Source organism: Mesorhizobium sp. Z1-4 (assembly GCF_004000235.1).
GTDB lineage: Bacteria > Pseudomonadota > Alphaproteobacteria > Rhizobiales > Rhizobiaceae > RCIO01.
The window spans coordinates 714,529-729,475 of sequence record NZ_RCIO01000001.1; the positions used below are offsets into that span (position 1 = coordinate 714,529).

Below are 14,947 nucleotides of genomic sequence, written 5' to 3' on the forward strand. Positions count from 1 at the left end.
CTTCACTTTCTGCAGGGTGTGCCCTATCGCGGGCACCTGACCCCCGGCCCGGTCGCGTCGCGCCCCGGCCGCGGGGCATCAGACAGGCTCGCATTCCTGCGTAATGTAGCCTGATCTCCAAAGCGGCAATCAACCACCAGACACAGATCGCAGAGACGCCGACGATGCGTCCCGCGAGTACATTTATCGCCAGGAGGCTCGAAACATGGCTTCTGAAAACAAGAATGGGCGCAAGCCCGCCATTACCCTCACCCGCAGCGACCACGAGCGGCTGTTTCGGCTGGCGCAATCCTATTCCAGCCGAAACCACGACGTCGCCGAAGTGCTCATGGAGGAGCTCGACCGGGCGCGCGTGGTCAAGGACGACCACAGCCGCACCGATTTCGTGCGCATGGGGTCCACGCTGCGGTTCACAAGCGACCTCGGCGAAGACCGGACCGTGACGCTGGTCTTCCCCGCCGAGGCAGATATCGCGGAAGGAAAAGTCTCGATTCTCACGCCCATCGGAGCGGCCCTGATTGGATTGTCTGCCGGACAGTCGATCGACTGGGCTTCGCGCGACGGCCGGGTTCATCGGCTGACCGTCGAAAGCGTGGAAACGCCACGGCAAACGCCGCCATCGGAGACCACGGCCGAATTGGAGGCCGCGCCGTGATGGGCCTTCCCCCACCCAGCCGCCTCTCGCTGTTCGGAGGCTGCCTGATCGCAGGATCGTAGCCCCTGCGCCGCCAAGCGCGGCCAGGGGATTTCTCCTTTTTGTTTCAACGCAACCGCCCTGCCGGGACGGAGCGATGGAGAACTGCGATGACAGACGACATATGCATGCTGACGACCAAGGACTTCACGATACTTGAGGTGATGCGCGAACGCTGCCTGGGGCGCGACGATCCTCTCGCACCCCTGCTGGACAGGAAGCTCGAATGCGCAACGGTCGTGTTCAGTGACGACATTCCCGAAAACGTTGCCACGCTGAACAGCCGGGTCACATTCCGCGCCGGCGACAACGATCCCGATACGCGGATCCTGTCACACGACCAGATGCAACATGCGCCTGTCGGCATGTACCTGCCGATCAACTCACTACGCGGGCTGGCGCTGCTTGGGCTAGGCGAAGGGCAGGAAATCGTTCTGCCAGGCAACCACGGCGTGCAAGAGCGTATTGCGCTGCAAAAAGTACGATACCAGCCGGAGGCGGCGAAACGCGAGCGGACGTCCGAAGCTCTGGCCGCGCAAGCATTCCGTAGGCCAAAACTTACTCTTGTCCATGACGCAACCAGGGATTTGAAGCCCTCGCCCGGTGCCGGGCCCGACGGGTTCGGCGGTCCGGGCCCGACAGCGGCATGACCATAACGCCAGCGGCGCGGCGGGTTTGCCGCCGCGCCGCTGCAAGGCCGGGCGGATTTGCCCGGCAGTACCGGAATCAGCAATCGGAAAGATCATCATGAAGGTATTGGTACTGGGGGGCGGGGTCATCGGCGTCACGACCGCCTACTATCTCGCGCAGGCCGGGCACGAAGTCGAAGTGATCGAGCAAAGCGAGGGGCCGGCCACCCAGACCAGCTTTGCCAATGCCGGCCAGATTTCGCCCGGCTATGCCTCGCCGTGGGCCGGGCCGGGCGTTCCGCTGAAGGCGATGAAATGGCTGACGATGCGCCATGGCCCGCTGGTCGTACGCCCGAAGCTCGATCCGGCCATGTGGACGTGGATGTTGCGTATGCTGCGCAACTGTACCTCCAGCCGGTATGCCCTCAACAAGGCCCGTATGGTGCCGCTCGCCGAGTACAGCCGCGACTGCCTGCGCGATCTGCGCGCCGAGACCGGCATTTCCTACGACGAGCGCAGCCTTGGCACGCTGCAGCTCTTTCGCACGCAGCGGCAGCTCGACGACGTCTCGAAGGATGTCGACGTTCTGCGCGAATTTGGCGTCGACTATGAAGTTCTGGACCGCGAAGGCTGTATCGCCGCCGAACCCGGATTGGCCAATGCATCTACCGAATTCGTCGGCGGCCTGCGCCTGCCTGGAGACGAGACCGGCGACTGCCAGCTGTTCTCGGCGCGGCTTGCCGATATGGCGGCCGCCAAAGGGGTCCGCTTTACCTACGACACACAGTTCCTCCGCTTCCAGCGACAAGGCAGCACGGTTACGGGCGCGGTCACCTCGCGCGGCACGCATAGCGCTGACGCCTGCGTGGTGGCCCTGGGCAGCGGGAGCCCCGCAGTGGCCAGAACCGTAGGCGTCAAGCTGCCCATCTACCCGGTCAAGGGATATTCACTGACTATCCCGATCCGCGAAGAAGGCGCCGCGCCCGTATCCACCGTCATGGACGAAACATACAAAACGGCGATCACCCGGCTTGGCGACAGAATTCGCGTCGGCGGCACCGCGGAGCTGACCGGTTTCGACCGTACACTCGGTCCCGCGCGCAGGGCCGCACTTGAGCATTCCTTTTCGCAACTGTTCCCGGGCAGCGGAGATTTGTCCCAGGCGACCTATTGGTGCGGACTGCGGCCCATGACGCCGGACGGGCCGCCCATCGTATGCGCAGCACCCGTCCCCGGCCTTTTCATCAATTCCGGCCACGGCACTCTTGGATGGACCATGGCGTGCGGATCAGGCCGGGTCATTGCCGATATCATCGGCGGCGGGAAACCCGACATAGACCCGCAAGCGCTGAGTTTCAGCAGGTACCATCGCCCCTAGGCAGATGGGAGCCGGCTAATTATACTGGAGATCCGAGTGTCGCTTGCAAAGTCGGCCAGCGCAAATCCGAGCCGTATTTCCGATCTGTCGCAGAGCGCCGTGGCGCCTTTGTCCGAAAGAGCGATGCGCCATGTATCGTAAGCCGTGGGTTGCCCAGCGGCAAAGACGGTGCAGCGCAAGATAGCCAGATTTGCGCGGCCTTTCGGGTCGCGCACCGAACGGTAACGAATGATCCCGAGCCCGGCTTCGTGCGCGGCATCGGCGAGACTAAGACACGCCGCGTAGTCGCTCGGATGGGTCCAGCGCTCCTCGTCGGCACTGAAGGGCGGCACCATCAGGTCGATGGCCTTCTCCGTTGCGTAAGCTGCTTCGAACGCAGTGAATTCGAGCGGATTGCGCGGCCAGGGCGTATCGGGGCTCTCGGCGAAGAACAGCAGGCGGTAGAATACCGTCTCCGCGACCGCCGTTTCGGCTGCATCGCTGGCGTAGAAAACGCCCGGCGAATAGCCCTCGCGGCGGAAGCGCGAATTGCCCGGGTAGCGCCCGCAGCGGAAAGGCGTTGCGAGCAGATAGTGCAGGCCGGCGCATTCGGACGGCACGGGCGGCTTGGTGCGCTCGATCTCTTCTTCGAGCAACGCCTGCTCCTCCAGCGTGTCGACGAGTTTCATGGTGGAAACGCGGTGCTGCGCTTCCACCAGCCGCCAACCCGAACCCGCGGCCGGCCGGGCCTCAGACCGGAGCGCGGCGGGCGTCCAGATAGGCGAGGACATGGGTCAGCCCGTCGATGGTGCGAATGCGTGAAAGCGGTGCGCCGCCAAGCGCGGTGTTTTCAGCCCGCATCCAGCGCCGCGAAACGGCATCGTCGCCGCCGGCGATCGCATCCAGCGAGCGGTAGAGCCTGATGAACAGCAGCGCCAGCTCATAGGGCTTGCCGGTCAGCCCTGCCTGGCCCTGGCCTTTCTTCAGCCGCGACAGCGTGGCTTCCGAAACGCCAATGACGGCGGAAAGCTCCTTCGCCGACATGCCGAGCAGGTCGGCGGCGCGCAGCATCGCCTTCGACACCGTCGCGCGACGGTCGCTCGATCCTGCGTCTGGCTGCAATTGCGCTAACGCCATCTCATTTCCTTTCACATGAAAGAAAATATAGATAATGTTTCATGTGAAATCAACTCACCGCGCCGTCACGCGCATCGGCAGGCCGCCATCCGGCTGCGTCGTCAGCTTCTGCACCGGCCAGGGTTTGGTTTCGGGCAGCGTGTCGAAACGGTAGCGCGACATCAGCACAGCCAGAATGATCATCGCCTCCTGCATGGCGAAGCTGGCGCCTATGCACACGCGCGGGCCGGCGCCAAACGGGAGATACTGGAACCGGTCCATCTGCTCCCGCGCGCCAGGCTGGAAGCGCTCGGGCAGGAAGGCGTTGGGCTTTTCCCAGAGCTTGCGGTGGCGGTGGATCGTCCAGGGCATGATCAGCACCTGGGCGCCCTTCACGATTTCCAGCCCCTCGTAGCGGTCGGCCTCGATTGCTTCGCGGTTGATCGAGGGTGCGGGCGGGTAGAGCCGCATCGCCTCTTCGAAAGCGGCGCGGGTGAGCGGCATTTTTTCGAGCCATTTCGACGGGTCGGGCTCGCTCGCCACGACAGCGTCGATCTCGGCCTCCACCGCTTCGCGTTCCCAGGGCGCTTCGGCCAGGCAATAAAGCGTCCAGCCCAGCGCGCGGGCCGTCGTTTCGTGGCCGGCACCTATGAAGGTGATGATATTGTCCTCGATCTCGGCGCGCTGCAGGCCGTCCGGCCCTTCGGCGCGCAGAAGCAGCGTCAGGAAATCGGTCGGCACGGCATCCGGATCGCCACGCATGCGGCTTTCGCGCATTGCGATGGTGTCGGAGACAATTTTGCGGAAGAACTTCATCACCTTGCGGCCGCGAATGCGGGTGATGCGCGGCAGCCAGTCGGGCGCTGCCAGAATATCGAGCGGGTCGACGCGCGCCATCGTCTCGAACAACCGGTCGATGTGATGCGCAAACGAACCCGGTTCGCCCGCGATCTCGTTGGTGAACAGCGTTTCGGCCAGAATATCGTAGGTGAGCATGGTCATGTCGCGCGCCATGTCCACCCTGCCCGCCTCGCCTTCGTAGCGCGCGGCAAAAGCCTCGCTGCGCTCCAGCATCGGCCTGGCGAATGTGTTGATGTGGCGTGGCGTGAACACCGGCGCCATTGCCTTTCGCGAGCGCTTCCACACATCGCCTTCGGCGGTCAGCAGCCCGTCGCGCAGGATCGGCCGCAGGATCTTCTGGCGCACGCGCGCCATCCTGTAGTTGGCGGCGTTCTCCACCAGCACATGGCGCACGAGCCCCGGATCGTTGGCGATCACCAGCGGTCCGCCGACGCCGGTGCGGATCGAAATCCAGGGCTGGTTGTAGGACGGCTCGCCCCACAGCTCGAGCGGGTTCTTGTAGACGATGCCCATCATCTGGATCAGCGAAGGCGGGCTGGTGCGCGGCGTTGGCGCCGGCGGCTCGAATGGCTGCGGTTTTGTGTCCATGAAACGTCTCCGGCCGACCCCGTCAATCTAGGGCCGGCCGGAGCAAATGTCAGCGCTGCCGCGTCGTTTTAGTCAGGATCGCTGCCTTCCGCCTTGGTCTCGTCGGCGATCTTCGGCCGGAAATAACGGCCGACGATCAGCGGCGCGATGAAGCCCAGTATCGCCAGCGTCCAAAGCCCGATCGCCAGCGGCGAGGCAACCAGTGCGGTCCAGTCGCCATCGGAAATGGTGAGCGCACGGCGCAGGTTCTTTTCCATCTGGTCGCCCAGAAGCACGCCAAGGATCACCGGCACCAGCGGCACGTCCAGCTTGCGCAGCACCCAGCCGAGCACGCCGAAGATGATCATCACCTGCAGATCGAAGGACGATCCCGAAATGCCGTAAATGCCCACAAAGGAGATCATTGCCACCGCCGGCATCAGATATTTCGGCGGCACCAGCAGCACACGTACGAACATCGTCACCAGCGGTATGTTCATCGCCAGCAGCATGAGGTTGCCGATGAACAGCGCCGCGATCAGGCCCCAGACGACATCCGGGTTCGACTGGAAGAGCAGCGGGCCGGGCGTGATGTTGAGCGCAAGCAGCATGGCCAGAAGCACGGCCGTGGTGCCCGAACCCGGCACGCCCAGCGCCAGCATCGGCACCAGCGCGCCGCCGGCGGCGGCGTTGTTGCCGGCCTCCGGGGCGGCCACACCGCGCGGATCGCCCTTGCCGAAAGTGCCCTTGCGGTCGGAATAGCGCTTCTCGAATGTGTAGGCGATGAAGGAGCCCAGCGAGGCACCCGCACCCGGCAGAACCCCGGCGATGAAACCCAGCACCGTCGAGCGCGACATCGCACCCCAAGTCTTGTTGAGCATCGACATGGGCGGCGTCACACGCCCGATTTTCATCGATTCCGCAGTCGCCTCCGCCGCCGTCCCACGACGCTCGAGAAACACAAACACCTCCGAAAGCGCGAACAGGCCGACGATCGCCACCAGGAAATCGATGCCGTCATAAAGATGCACTTCGCCGAATGTGAAGCGCGGCACGCCGGTCTGTCCGTCAACGCCGATGGTCGCGATACCCAGACCGAGCGCGGCCGCCAATGCCGCCTTGGCCTGGTTGCGGCTGGCGATGCCGCCAAGCGTGGCAAAGGCCAGCGTGAACAGGGCAAAATATTCGGCTGGACCGAACAGAAGCGCCACCTTCACCAGCTGCGGCGCTAGGAAAACCAGACCCCAGGTGGCGAAGAACGCACCGACAAACGAAGCGATGCCCGACAGCGCCAGCGCTTCGCCAGCCATGCCCTGTTTGGCCATCGGGTGGCCGTCGAGCGTCGTCATCAGCGCCGGCTCGTCGCCCGGAATGTTGAGCAGGATCGATGAAATTCGGCCGCCATACATGGCGCCGTAATAGACGCTGGTGAGCAGGATCAGCGCCGGTGCCGCCGGCAGGCCGAGCGTGAAGGCAAGCGGAATGAGAATGGCAACGCCATTCGAGGGACCGAGGCCCGGCAGCGCGCCGAACACGGTGCCGAGAAAGCAGCCGAGCAGAGCCAGGCCGAGATTCTGCCAGGTGAGCGCGACGGCAAAACCATCTGCGAGAGCGGAAAGCGTTTCCATGATCAGAACCCCCAGGGGCCGCGTGCGAGCGACAGGCCCAGCACGAGATGGAACATGACATAGATGCCGAGCGAGGTGACAATGCCGGCGATAACAGCCGCAATCGCGTGCGCTCCCAGACGCCAGGCCAGAAAGGCGGCGGCAACGGCGGTGGACACGACAAATCCCGCCTCGGGCAGCGCCATCGTGTAGCCGACCATGACCGCGACGGCGAAGCCGATCTCCGCCAGCCGGCCGATTGCCGGCCACTCAGGCTCGGTATCTGGACGCCAGATGAAATAAGCCGCCGACAGCAAAACCACCGTGCCGATGATGAGCGGAAACGCCTTCGGTCCAACGGGGTCGGATAAAAAACTCTCTTCGATGATTGTGGCCCGCCAGATGTACAGAACACCCAGCAAAAAGGCACATGCGCCCAATATCCGGTCGCTCATTGTCGTGTCCTCCCCACGCCAAGATACAATTCGGCCCCCGCTGCCACAAGAACTGCGGGGGCCGAAGGGAAATCCTACTTGAGGATGCCGATCTTCTTCGAAAGGTCGGTGATGGATGCTACGGATTCGGCAACGAAAGCCTGGAACTCATCGCCGCGCAGGTTAAGCGGGGCTAGGCCGTTCTGTGCCATGACCTCTTTCCACTCCGCCGAATCGTAGACCTTGCCGACGGATTCGACCCAGTAGTCGTAGGCGTCGTCGGACATGCCGCCCGGCGCGTAGAAGCCGCGCCAGTTGGCGCCAACCACGTCAATGCCCTGCTCCTTGGCCGTCGGGAAGGACGCGAAGTCGCCTTCCAGGCGTTCCGGTGCAAGCACCGCGATCACGCGAATGTCGCCGGAGTCGACAAAACCCTTGGCTTCCGAAGCGTCGCCGGTGAAGGCCTGCACGGAACCAGCGAGCAGCTGCGTCACGGCCTCGCCGCCGCCGTCGAAGGCAACATATTTGATGACACGGACGTCATCGATGCCGGCCTTGTTGGCTGCGAGCAACACCTTGAGGTGATCCCAGCCGCCAACGGCCGAGCCGCCGGCGATCGACACGGAGGTCGGATCGGCCTTGATCATGTCGATCAGCTCGGGGAGCGTCTGGACCGGCGAATCCTTGGCAACGGCGATGATGCCGTAGTCGGCGCCAACCGAAGCGACCCAGCGAACCTGATCCATGGTGTTGCCGGGGTATGCGCCCTGCGCGAGGCGCGTCGAGGTGGCCGAAGATGCCGCAACGATGAGGTTGTTCTCGTTGTTGCGCTTGTTGACGACCTCGGCGTAAGCGACGCCGCCGCCGCCGCCGGCGAGGTTGACGACCTGCATGGTGCCCGGGACGAGCGACAGATCCTGCAACGTCTTGCCGACCTGGCGGCAGGTGAAGTCCCAGCCACCGCCCGGGTTAGCAGGTGCGATACATTCGGTGTTTGCGGGATCGAAGGCAAAAGCCGACGTAGCCAGTGACGCCGCGACCACCGCTGCGGCCGCAGTTATTTTTGCGAATTTCATATCTTCCTCCCATGAGCGACGAGCGCATTGCGCGCCCGCTCAGGCAGTTCCTATAATCAGTCCAGCTGTCATGAAGCTGTCAGCGGGAGGAAATGTGCGGCTGCTTGTTGTTGAAGATGCTGGCGACGTCGCCGACGCCATAACGGCGCGGCTGTCCCGCCACGGCCATGTCTGCGACAAGGCCGGTACGCTGGACGAGGCGCGGCAGCTGATTGCCGTGCAGCCGCTCGACCTCATTATTCTCGACATCAACTTGCCCGACGGATCCGGCTTCGACCTCGTGCGCGAACTGCGCCGCCAGGGCAACGAGACGCCGGTGCTGGTGCTGTCGGCCCGCATGGGCGTGGATGACCGTATCGACGCGCTCGATTCAGGCGCCGACGATTACCTGGTTAAACCGTTCGACCTGCGCGAACTTGAGGCACGCGTGCGTGCGGTGGCGCGCCGGCGCCATGGCGAGACGGACGCGGTGCTTGAGGCCGGCGATATTCGTTTCAACACCGCGACCCGGCAAGTGACTGTGGGCGGGACGGCATGCGAACTCACGCGGCGCGAGCAGACGGTGCTGGAAATCCTGCTCAATGCGCGCGGGCGCGTCATCCCGAAGGAGGACCTGCACGCACGCCTGTTCGGCCTCGACGAGGAAGCCGGGCTCAATGCAGTCGAGGTCTATGTTGCGCGGCTGCGCAAGAAAATCCCCTCCGATTCGCTCGACATACGTACCCTGCGCGGTCTCGGTTATCAGGCTTTCGTGAAATCGAATGACACCCGCATCTGAGGCCCTGAATACGGCGCGGCCGGCGCGGCGCAAGCCGTCGCTTGCGCTCAGAATCGGCGTCGCCGTCACGCTGGTCGTTGCGCTGGCCGCAACGGCTGCGCTGTTTTCGGCCTGGCGTTATGGCTGGCAGGCCGCTAACGAGGCGTTCGACCGGCTGCTGACCGGTGCGTCGCTGCAGATCGTCGAGCGCATTGGCGTGGTCGACGACAGCATCGTCGTCGACATTCCGGCCTCGGCCTTCGAACTTCTGGCACTGGCGCGGGAAGACCGCGTCTTCTATCGCGTCATCGGCCCTGACGGCACAACTCTGACCGGTTATGACGACCTGCCGGCGCTCGAGGTGCCGGAAGATGGCGGCACCGAAATCTACGAGACGCAATATTCGGGCGAGACGGTGCGCGCCGCCGTTACCGGACGGCAGCTTGTGGAGCGCAATGTCAGCGGGCTGGTCACGGTCGTCGTTGCGCATACGATGCGCGAGCGCACGGTGCTTGCGCATGATATTGCGACCAAGGCAGCGATCCTGGTCGGCGCAGCCTCTCTGGCCATCATCGCGCTGGCGCTGGCCGGCGTGCTTTATGGCCTTTCGCCGCTGACGCGGGTGGAGCGGGCATTGCTGTCGCGCGATCCCAACGATCTGTCGCCCTTCGAGATCGAGACGCCGCGCGAAATCGAGACCGTTGTCGATGCGATCAACCGGTTCACACGCCGTCTCGACCGCCGCATAGGTTCCGTGCAGGCGTTCGTTGCCGATGCGGCACATCAATTGCGTACACCGATCACCGCCATTCGGGCGCAGGCCGAAATCGCGGCGGAAGAGAAAGACCCGGAGCGGTTGGCGCGGCTCAACAAGCGTATTCTCGACCGTGCGATCGGCGTCAGCCGCCTTGCGGACCAGCTGCTGAGCCATGCCATGGTGACGCACCGCGCCGACGCGGAGCCGCGCGAGCTGCTCGATCTCAGGCGCATTGCCATGGAGGCGGAAGAAGAAAGCCAGAGGCTCGGCGATGCCGACCTGCCGCCGCCGAAACTCGATCTACCGGACGAGGAGGTGCTGATTGCCGGCGACCGGTTCAGCCTGCGCGAGGCGGTGAAGAACCTGATCAACAACGCGCAGACGCACGGCAAGGCGCCGGTTTCGATCAACGTGCGCATGCTCGATGGGTTTGCCCGGGTCAGCGTCAGCGATTTCGGCCGCGGCATACCGGCAGACAGGCGCGACCAGGCCGGTGAACGGTTCCGCGGCGGCGGTGCGTCCCGCACGGGAGCGGGGCTCGGCCTTGCCATCGTAGCCGAGGTGGCGCAATCGCATGGCGGCAAGCTCGAGTTCGCCGACCTGCCCGGCGGCGCTTTCGAGGCTGCGATCATCTTGCCGACAAAGGCTGATCAATGATGCGGTTCGTCGTCCCTGTGCTCGCCTGCCTCATGCCTTGCGTGTGCGCGGCGGAAGACTATTCGTTTCCAGCCATCGCCGATGAAGGAAGCCGCCTCGTAATCGGCAGCACCACCGATATCGGTGTCATACGGACCGTGATCGACGCCTTTCAGGTGTTAAATCCAGGCATCGCCATTACTTACCGCGAGGAAACAACCCAGCAGCTATTCGTTGAGGCGGGGGAAGCCTGCGCGGGCAACCGCCGGGCCGACGACCTCATCATTTCGTCGGCAATGGACCTGCAGGTGAAACTGGTCAACGACGGCTGCGCCAGCGAGATCGCAGCCACCGCGCTTACCGCCCTGCCCGACCACGCACGCTGGCGCGACGAGCTGTTCGGGCTCACCTACGAACCGGCGGTCATTGTCTACAACCGCAAGCTGATCGCGCCGTCGGAAGCGCCGCTCGACCATATCGCGCTCGCCGACCTTCTGCGCCAGCCCGACCGTTTCCACGGCAAGATCGGCACCTATGATATCGAGCAGTCCGGCGTCGGCTATCTGTTCGCGACCTTCGATGCCGCGCAGTCTTCCACCTGGGGCCGGCTGATCGAGGGCATGGGCCGCAACGCGGTTCAGCTGTTCTGCTGCACCTCGGACGTGCTCGACCGTGTCGCCGACGGGCGGCTTGCCATCGGCTACAATGTACTCGGCTCCTATGCGCTGACGGAGGCCGAACGGTATCCCGACATGGCAATCGTGGTGCCGAGCGACTATGCGCTGGTGCTTTCGCGTGCCGCCTTTATCCCCGTCGGCGCTTCGAACAGCGGCGACGCGCTGAAGTTTCTGGAGTTCACCCAGTCGCCCCAGGGGCGTGCCGTGCTTGACCGGGACGCGCGGCTGTTTTCGCCCGTCAATGGCGCCGAGCAGCTGCTCGACGTAGCGGGGATGGCTGAAAACGCCCACCAGTCGCTGCGCCCCATCCCGCTCGGCACATCGCTTCTGGTGGGCCTCGACGCGATGAAGCGCCGGCAGTTTCTGAAGCTTTGGCGGGACTCGCTGGCGACCGGCCGCGACTGAGGCACGGCCCGCGAAATTGCCGCCCGGCCGACTTGCCATCGCCGCATTCGCGGGCAAGATGTTCCGCGGGCTTGGGTTTTTGATGCGCTTTATCGTCGGATTTCTGTTTTTTCTCCTGATCGGCAGCTGCGGCGCACACGCAGAGCGGCGTGTGGCGCTTGTCATGGGTGCGGACGGCTACGAAACCATCCGGCCGCTGGACAATGCAGTCTCCGACGCCATCGCCATGAAGGACGCACTGGAGACGCTTGGTTTTGAGGTGTTCCTCGAAACCGACCGCGACCTGAGGCGCATGCGCCGGGCGCTGGAGGATTTCGTCTACGACGCGGAGAAGGCCGACGTCGCGCTCGTTTTCTTCGCCGGTCATGGCGTCGAGATCGACGGGCGCAACAGACTGTTGCCGGTGGATGCCGACGCAAGCTCGCTCGAAGCGCTGGAAAAAAGCACGCTGGCGCTTGAGGAGGTCCGCGACACCGTGGCCGAGATTGCGCCGATCGGCCTGATCGTGCTCGATGCCTGCCGCGACGACCCATTCGGCGCGCCGGGCGATGCCGGAGGGCGCGGAGCAACCGCGTTGTCCGCCCCTGAGTTGCCGGCGTCGGTGAAACCTGGCCTTGGCCGCATGGGGCGTTCGGAAAACGTCCTGTTCGCATTCGCGGCGGCACCGGGCGAAACGGCAGCGGACGGGACCGGAGACAATTCGCCATTCACCGCGGCACTGACCAAATACCTCGCCACGGACGGGCTCGAAATCCGCTCGGTTCTGACGCTTGTCCAGCAGGAGGTTTACGACAGGACACGCGGCCGCCAGCTCCCTTATGTCGAGAGCGGTCTGCCGAAGACGTTCTTTGCCTCGACCTCACGCGATGAACTGCCTGAGCGCGAGCGCCTGTTGCTGGCGATGGCGGATGTGACGCCGCAGATGCGCGATGAGGTCGAGCGCATCGCGGCGGAAAACGACATGCCGCTCGCGCCGCTCTATGGCGCTCTGGTCGGATCCGACCTGGTCGGGCTTTCCATCGACGACAGGCGCGCCAAGCTGACGGAAGCGGCCGTGGCCTTCGGCGAAACCCGCAACAGGCTGCGGCTATTGTCGTCAAGCGATCCCCAGGTGACACAGCTGCGGCTTCAGGCCGAGGACAGCCTGTCCCTCGGTGCGCTTGCCGAAGCGGGCGATCTACTTGAGCACGCCATCGCCATAGACGACGAATCTCGGCGCACCGTCGGCAATGCCTTTCTGGAAAGAACATTGTCGCAGGCGGCCTCGCTGCAGGCGCGCGCCGGCGTGGCGCGAACCGCGCTCGCGCATACAGCTGCGATCGCCGCATTGGAGGATGCCGCCGAGCTTCACCGGCAGATCGCTGCGCTCGACGTTGCCGACGGCGCGCGCGGCGACCGCAACCTGCTTCTGATGGAACTCGGCAATCTCTACAGGCTCGTCGGCGATACGACGAAGGCGCTCGATGCGTTCCAGCGCATGCGCGATGCGGCGACCCGAAGAGCTGAAGCCTCGCCGGAAAATCCGGCTGCAAGACTTGACCTATCGACAAGCCACAACGGGATCGGTTCGCTCCTACTGGCGCGCGGCGATCTCGCCGGTGCGCTGGAGGCTTACCGGGAAGCCACTGCCATTCGCGAGCGCCTCGCCGCCGCGTATCCCGACAACTACAGCCTGCAGGGCGACCTTTCCGAGAACCTGAGCAGACTGGCCCGCGTGCTGGCCGAGCAGGGTAACCGCGCCGAAGCACTCGATTCATACGGGGCCAGCCTCGCCATTCGCCAGCGGCTGGCCGAAATCGATCCCGGCAACGCCGACTGGAAGCGTGCACTCGCAATCACTCACAGCCGCATGGGCGATCTTCATGCGACGTTCGGCGACTTGCGCCGTGCAACTGCCGACTATGAGGCGAGCCTCGCGATCTCCATGCAGCTGGCGGACCAAAACCCGGTCAACACCGACTGGCAGCATGGGCTTGCGCTTGGTCATGCCAAGATGGGCGATGTGCTGGCGAGGCAGGGTTTTCTCACACACGCGCTGACAGCCTACCGCGCCAGCCTCGATACGCAGTCGCGGCTCGTTGCGTCTGACCCCGCGAACACGACCTGGCAGCGCGATCTGTCGGTGATGCAGAACGAAATCGGCAACGTGTTCGCAAAGATGGCGAACTACGCCGAGGCGCTGGCTGCCCACCGAGACAGCCTTGCGACCCAGGCGCGGCTCGTCGCGCTCGATCCCACCAATACGACCTGGAAACGCGATTATGCGCTAGGCCAGGTAAGTTATGGTGATCTGCTGTCGGCGACCGGCGATCTTGACGGAGCGCTGGCTGCCTTCCGTGCAGGTCAGGCTCTGCTGCAGCAGCTTGCGGCGGTCGATCCCGGCAACATGTTCTGGCAATGGGATATCGCCAGCGGCCACGACCGCATCGGCGATGCACTTCTGGCGCGGCGCGACCCGGAAGGAGCCATAAGCGCTTATCGGAGCGCACTAGAGATTGCCGAGCGGCTCGTTGCGGCGGATCCCGGCAATATGGAGCTGCAATTCAGCCTTTCGTCGGTCCATATCAGCATCGGGGATGCGCTCAGCCAGGACGGAAACCACGCCGAAGCGTTGAAAATCTACGAGGCCGCGCTTGCTGTTCGCCAGCGGGTGGTCGCCTCCAATCCCACCAATTCCGGCTGGCAGCACGGCCTCGCAATCGCATACGAGAGGGTTGGCGATGCGCGGCGCAGGTCGGGCGATGCTGCCGGTGCACTGGCGGCATACCGCGCCGATCTGGCAATCATCGAAGGCCTGGCATCGGCGGAACCTGCCAACGCCGCCTGGCAGAACAGCCTCTTGCTGGTTCAGGTCAGGATCGGCGACGCGCTCAGGGCGCGCGGCGACCGAGAAGGCGCACTGGCGGCCTATCAGGAAGCTCTCGCCATCCGCGAACGCCTGGCCGCCGCAAACCCCGGACAGGCCGTGCTGCAACATCGCCTTTCGGTTCGCCAGGTCGTCGTCGGCGACATGCTGCGCGAACTGGGCAAGCCGGAAAGCGCGCTGAAATATTATCGGGCCAGTCTGGCCATTCACGAAACGCTTCTGGCCGCCGACCCGCACAATGGCGCGCGCCAGCGCGACCTGCTCATTTCGCATTACAAGATCGCAAAAGCCGGGGGCGAACCGCATAAGCATTTCCGCGCCGCGCTCGACATCGCCGAAAGGATGGAAAAGGCCGGTCGTCTGGCGCCAGCCGACCGCTCGATGCCGGACATTTTGCGGGCGGAACTCGACGCGCTCGGCGCTGCCGCCGACTAGCCGCCGCGCAAATCCCGCCGGCGCTGCGCTGCCGCCCCGTGCCGCGGGCATTTCCTCCCCACCCAAATCGCCG

Annotated in this window: 13 protein-coding genes; 7 read left to right on the top strand and 6 right to left on the bottom strand. The window is 64.5% G+C overall.

Translation table 11 applies throughout. The features are described from left to right. The first annotated feature begins 205 nt into the window (after positions 1-205). From rnk to EP165_RS03445, 3 genes are all read left to right on the top strand, one after another. Complete coding sequence (rnk, locus tag EP165_RS03435; RefSeq protein ID WP_127520140.1) at positions 206-655, top strand: nucleoside diphosphate kinase regulator; 450 nt, start codon at positions 206-208, stop codon at positions 653-655. A gap of 149 nt (positions 656-804) precedes the next feature. Next, the gene (locus EP165_RS03440; protein WP_127520141.1) at positions 805-1,344 is read left to right on the top strand and encodes a GreA/GreB family elongation factor; all 540 of its coding nucleotides are present in this window, start codon (positions 805-807) and stop codon (positions 1,342-1,344) included. 97 nt (positions 1,345-1,441) lie between these two features. Further along, positions 1,442-2,701 carry a D-amino acid dehydrogenase gene (locus EP165_RS03445; protein ID WP_127520142.1) on the top strand — a complete coding sequence of 420 codons (1,260 nt, stop codon included), beginning with the start codon at positions 1,442-1,444 and terminating at the stop codon, positions 2,699-2,701. Here EP165_RS03445 and EP165_RS03450 read toward each other — a convergent pair. The 6 genes from EP165_RS03450 to EP165_RS03475 all read right to left on the bottom strand — a co-directional run bounded on the left by EP165_RS03450 (position 2,698) and on the right by EP165_RS03475 (position 8,341). After that, positions 2,698-3,471 carry an RES family NAD+ phosphorylase gene (locus EP165_RS03450; RefSeq protein ID WP_127520143.1) on the bottom strand — a complete coding sequence of 258 codons (774 nt, stop codon included), beginning with the start codon at positions 3,469-3,471 and terminating at the stop codon, positions 2,698-2,700. The two genes, EP165_RS03445 and EP165_RS03450, sit on opposite strands and share 4 nt — an antisense overlap. Beyond that, positions 3,431-3,817, bottom strand: coding sequence for an antitoxin Xre/MbcA/ParS toxin-binding domain-containing protein (locus EP165_RS03455; protein ID WP_127520144.1), 387 nt, complete (start codon positions 3,815-3,817; stop codon positions 3,431-3,433). Before EP165_RS03455 ends, EP165_RS03450 begins: the two co-directional genes overlap by 41 nt. 54 nt (positions 3,818-3,871) lie before the next feature. After that, complete coding sequence (locus EP165_RS03460) at positions 3,872-5,245, bottom strand: cytochrome P450 (RefSeq protein ID WP_127520145.1); 1,374 nt, start codon at positions 5,243-5,245, stop codon at positions 3,872-3,874. A gap of 68 nt (positions 5,246-5,313) precedes the next feature. Then, positions 5,314-6,852, bottom strand: a complete 1,539-nt coding sequence (locus EP165_RS03465; RefSeq protein WP_127520146.1) for a tripartite tricarboxylate transporter permease — start codon at positions 6,850-6,852, stop codon at positions 5,314-5,316. A gap of 2 nt (positions 6,853-6,854) precedes the next feature. Next, complete coding sequence (locus EP165_RS03470; RefSeq protein ID WP_127520147.1) at positions 6,855-7,286, bottom strand: tripartite tricarboxylate transporter TctB family protein; 432 nt, start codon at positions 7,284-7,286, stop codon at positions 6,855-6,857. 74 nt (positions 7,287-7,360) lie between these two features. Beyond that, entirely contained in the window at positions 7,361-8,341 is a 981-nt protein-coding gene (locus EP165_RS03475; RefSeq protein WP_127520148.1) for a Bug family tripartite tricarboxylate transporter substrate binding protein, read from the bottom strand. Positions 8,342-8,435: 94 nt separating this feature from the next. Here EP165_RS03475 and EP165_RS03480 point away from each other — a divergent pair, with 94 nt between their 5' ends. The 4 genes from EP165_RS03480 to EP165_RS03495 all read left to right on the top strand — a co-directional run bounded on the left by EP165_RS03480 (position 8,436) and on the right by EP165_RS03495 (position 14,874). Further along, complete coding sequence (locus EP165_RS03480; RefSeq protein WP_127520149.1) at positions 8,436-9,119, top strand: response regulator transcription factor; 684 nt, start codon at positions 8,436-8,438, stop codon at positions 9,117-9,119. Then, positions 9,103-10,512, top strand: coding sequence for a sensor histidine kinase (locus tag EP165_RS03485; RefSeq protein ID WP_127520150.1), 1,410 nt, complete (start codon positions 9,103-9,105; stop codon positions 10,510-10,512). Before EP165_RS03480 ends, EP165_RS03485 begins: the two co-directional genes overlap by 17 nt. Further along, entirely contained in the window at positions 10,509-11,573 is a 1,065-nt protein-coding gene (locus EP165_RS03490) for an ABC transporter substrate-binding protein (protein WP_127520151.1), read from the top strand. Before EP165_RS03485 ends, EP165_RS03490 begins: the two co-directional genes overlap by 4 nt. Positions 11,574-11,655: 82 nt before the next feature. Further along, positions 11,656-14,874, top strand: coding sequence for a caspase family protein (locus tag EP165_RS03495; RefSeq protein WP_164742943.1), 3,219 nt, complete (start codon positions 11,656-11,658; stop codon positions 14,872-14,874). Positions 14,875-14,947: the final 73 nt, after the last annotated feature.

Coding starts and splice junctions, on each gene's coding strand:
- rnk (WP_127520140.1), top strand. CDS start 206: ATGGCTTCTGAAAACAAGAATGGGCGCAAGCCCGCCATTACCCTCACC.
- EP165_RS03440 (WP_127520141.1), top strand. CDS start 805: ATGACAGACGACATATGCATGCTGACGACCAAGGACTTCACGATACTT.
- EP165_RS03445 (WP_127520142.1), top strand. CDS start 1,442: ATGAAGGTATTGGTACTGGGGGGCGGGGTCATCGGCGTCACGACCGCC.
- EP165_RS03450 (WP_127520143.1), bottom strand. CDS start 3,471: ATGTCCTCGCCTATCTGGACGCCCGCCGCGCTCCGGTCTGAGGCCCGG.
- EP165_RS03455 (WP_127520144.1), bottom strand. CDS start 3,817: ATGGCGTTAGCGCAATTGCAGCCAGACGCAGGATCGAGCGACCGTCGC.
- EP165_RS03460 (WP_127520145.1), bottom strand. CDS start 5,245: ATGGACACAAAACCGCAGCCATTCGAGCCGCCGGCGCCAACGCCGCGC.
- EP165_RS03465 (WP_127520146.1), bottom strand. CDS start 6,852: ATGGAAACGCTTTCCGCTCTCGCAGATGGTTTTGCCGTCGCGCTCACC.
- EP165_RS03470 (WP_127520147.1), bottom strand. CDS start 7,286: ATGAGCGACCGGATATTGGGCGCATGTGCCTTTTTGCTGGGTGTTCTG.
- EP165_RS03475 (WP_127520148.1), bottom strand. CDS start 8,341: ATGAAATTCGCAAAAATAACTGCGGCCGCAGCGGTGGTCGCGGCGTCA.
- EP165_RS03485 (WP_127520150.1), top strand. CDS start 9,103: ATGACACCCGCATCTGAGGCCCTGAATACGGCGCGGCCGGCGCGGCGC.
- EP165_RS03490 (WP_127520151.1), top strand. CDS start 10,509: ATGATGCGGTTCGTCGTCCCTGTGCTCGCCTGCCTCATGCCTTGCGTG.
- EP165_RS03495 (WP_164742943.1), top strand. CDS start 11,656: ATGCGCTTTATCGTCGGATTTCTGTTTTTTCTCCTGATCGGCAGCTGC.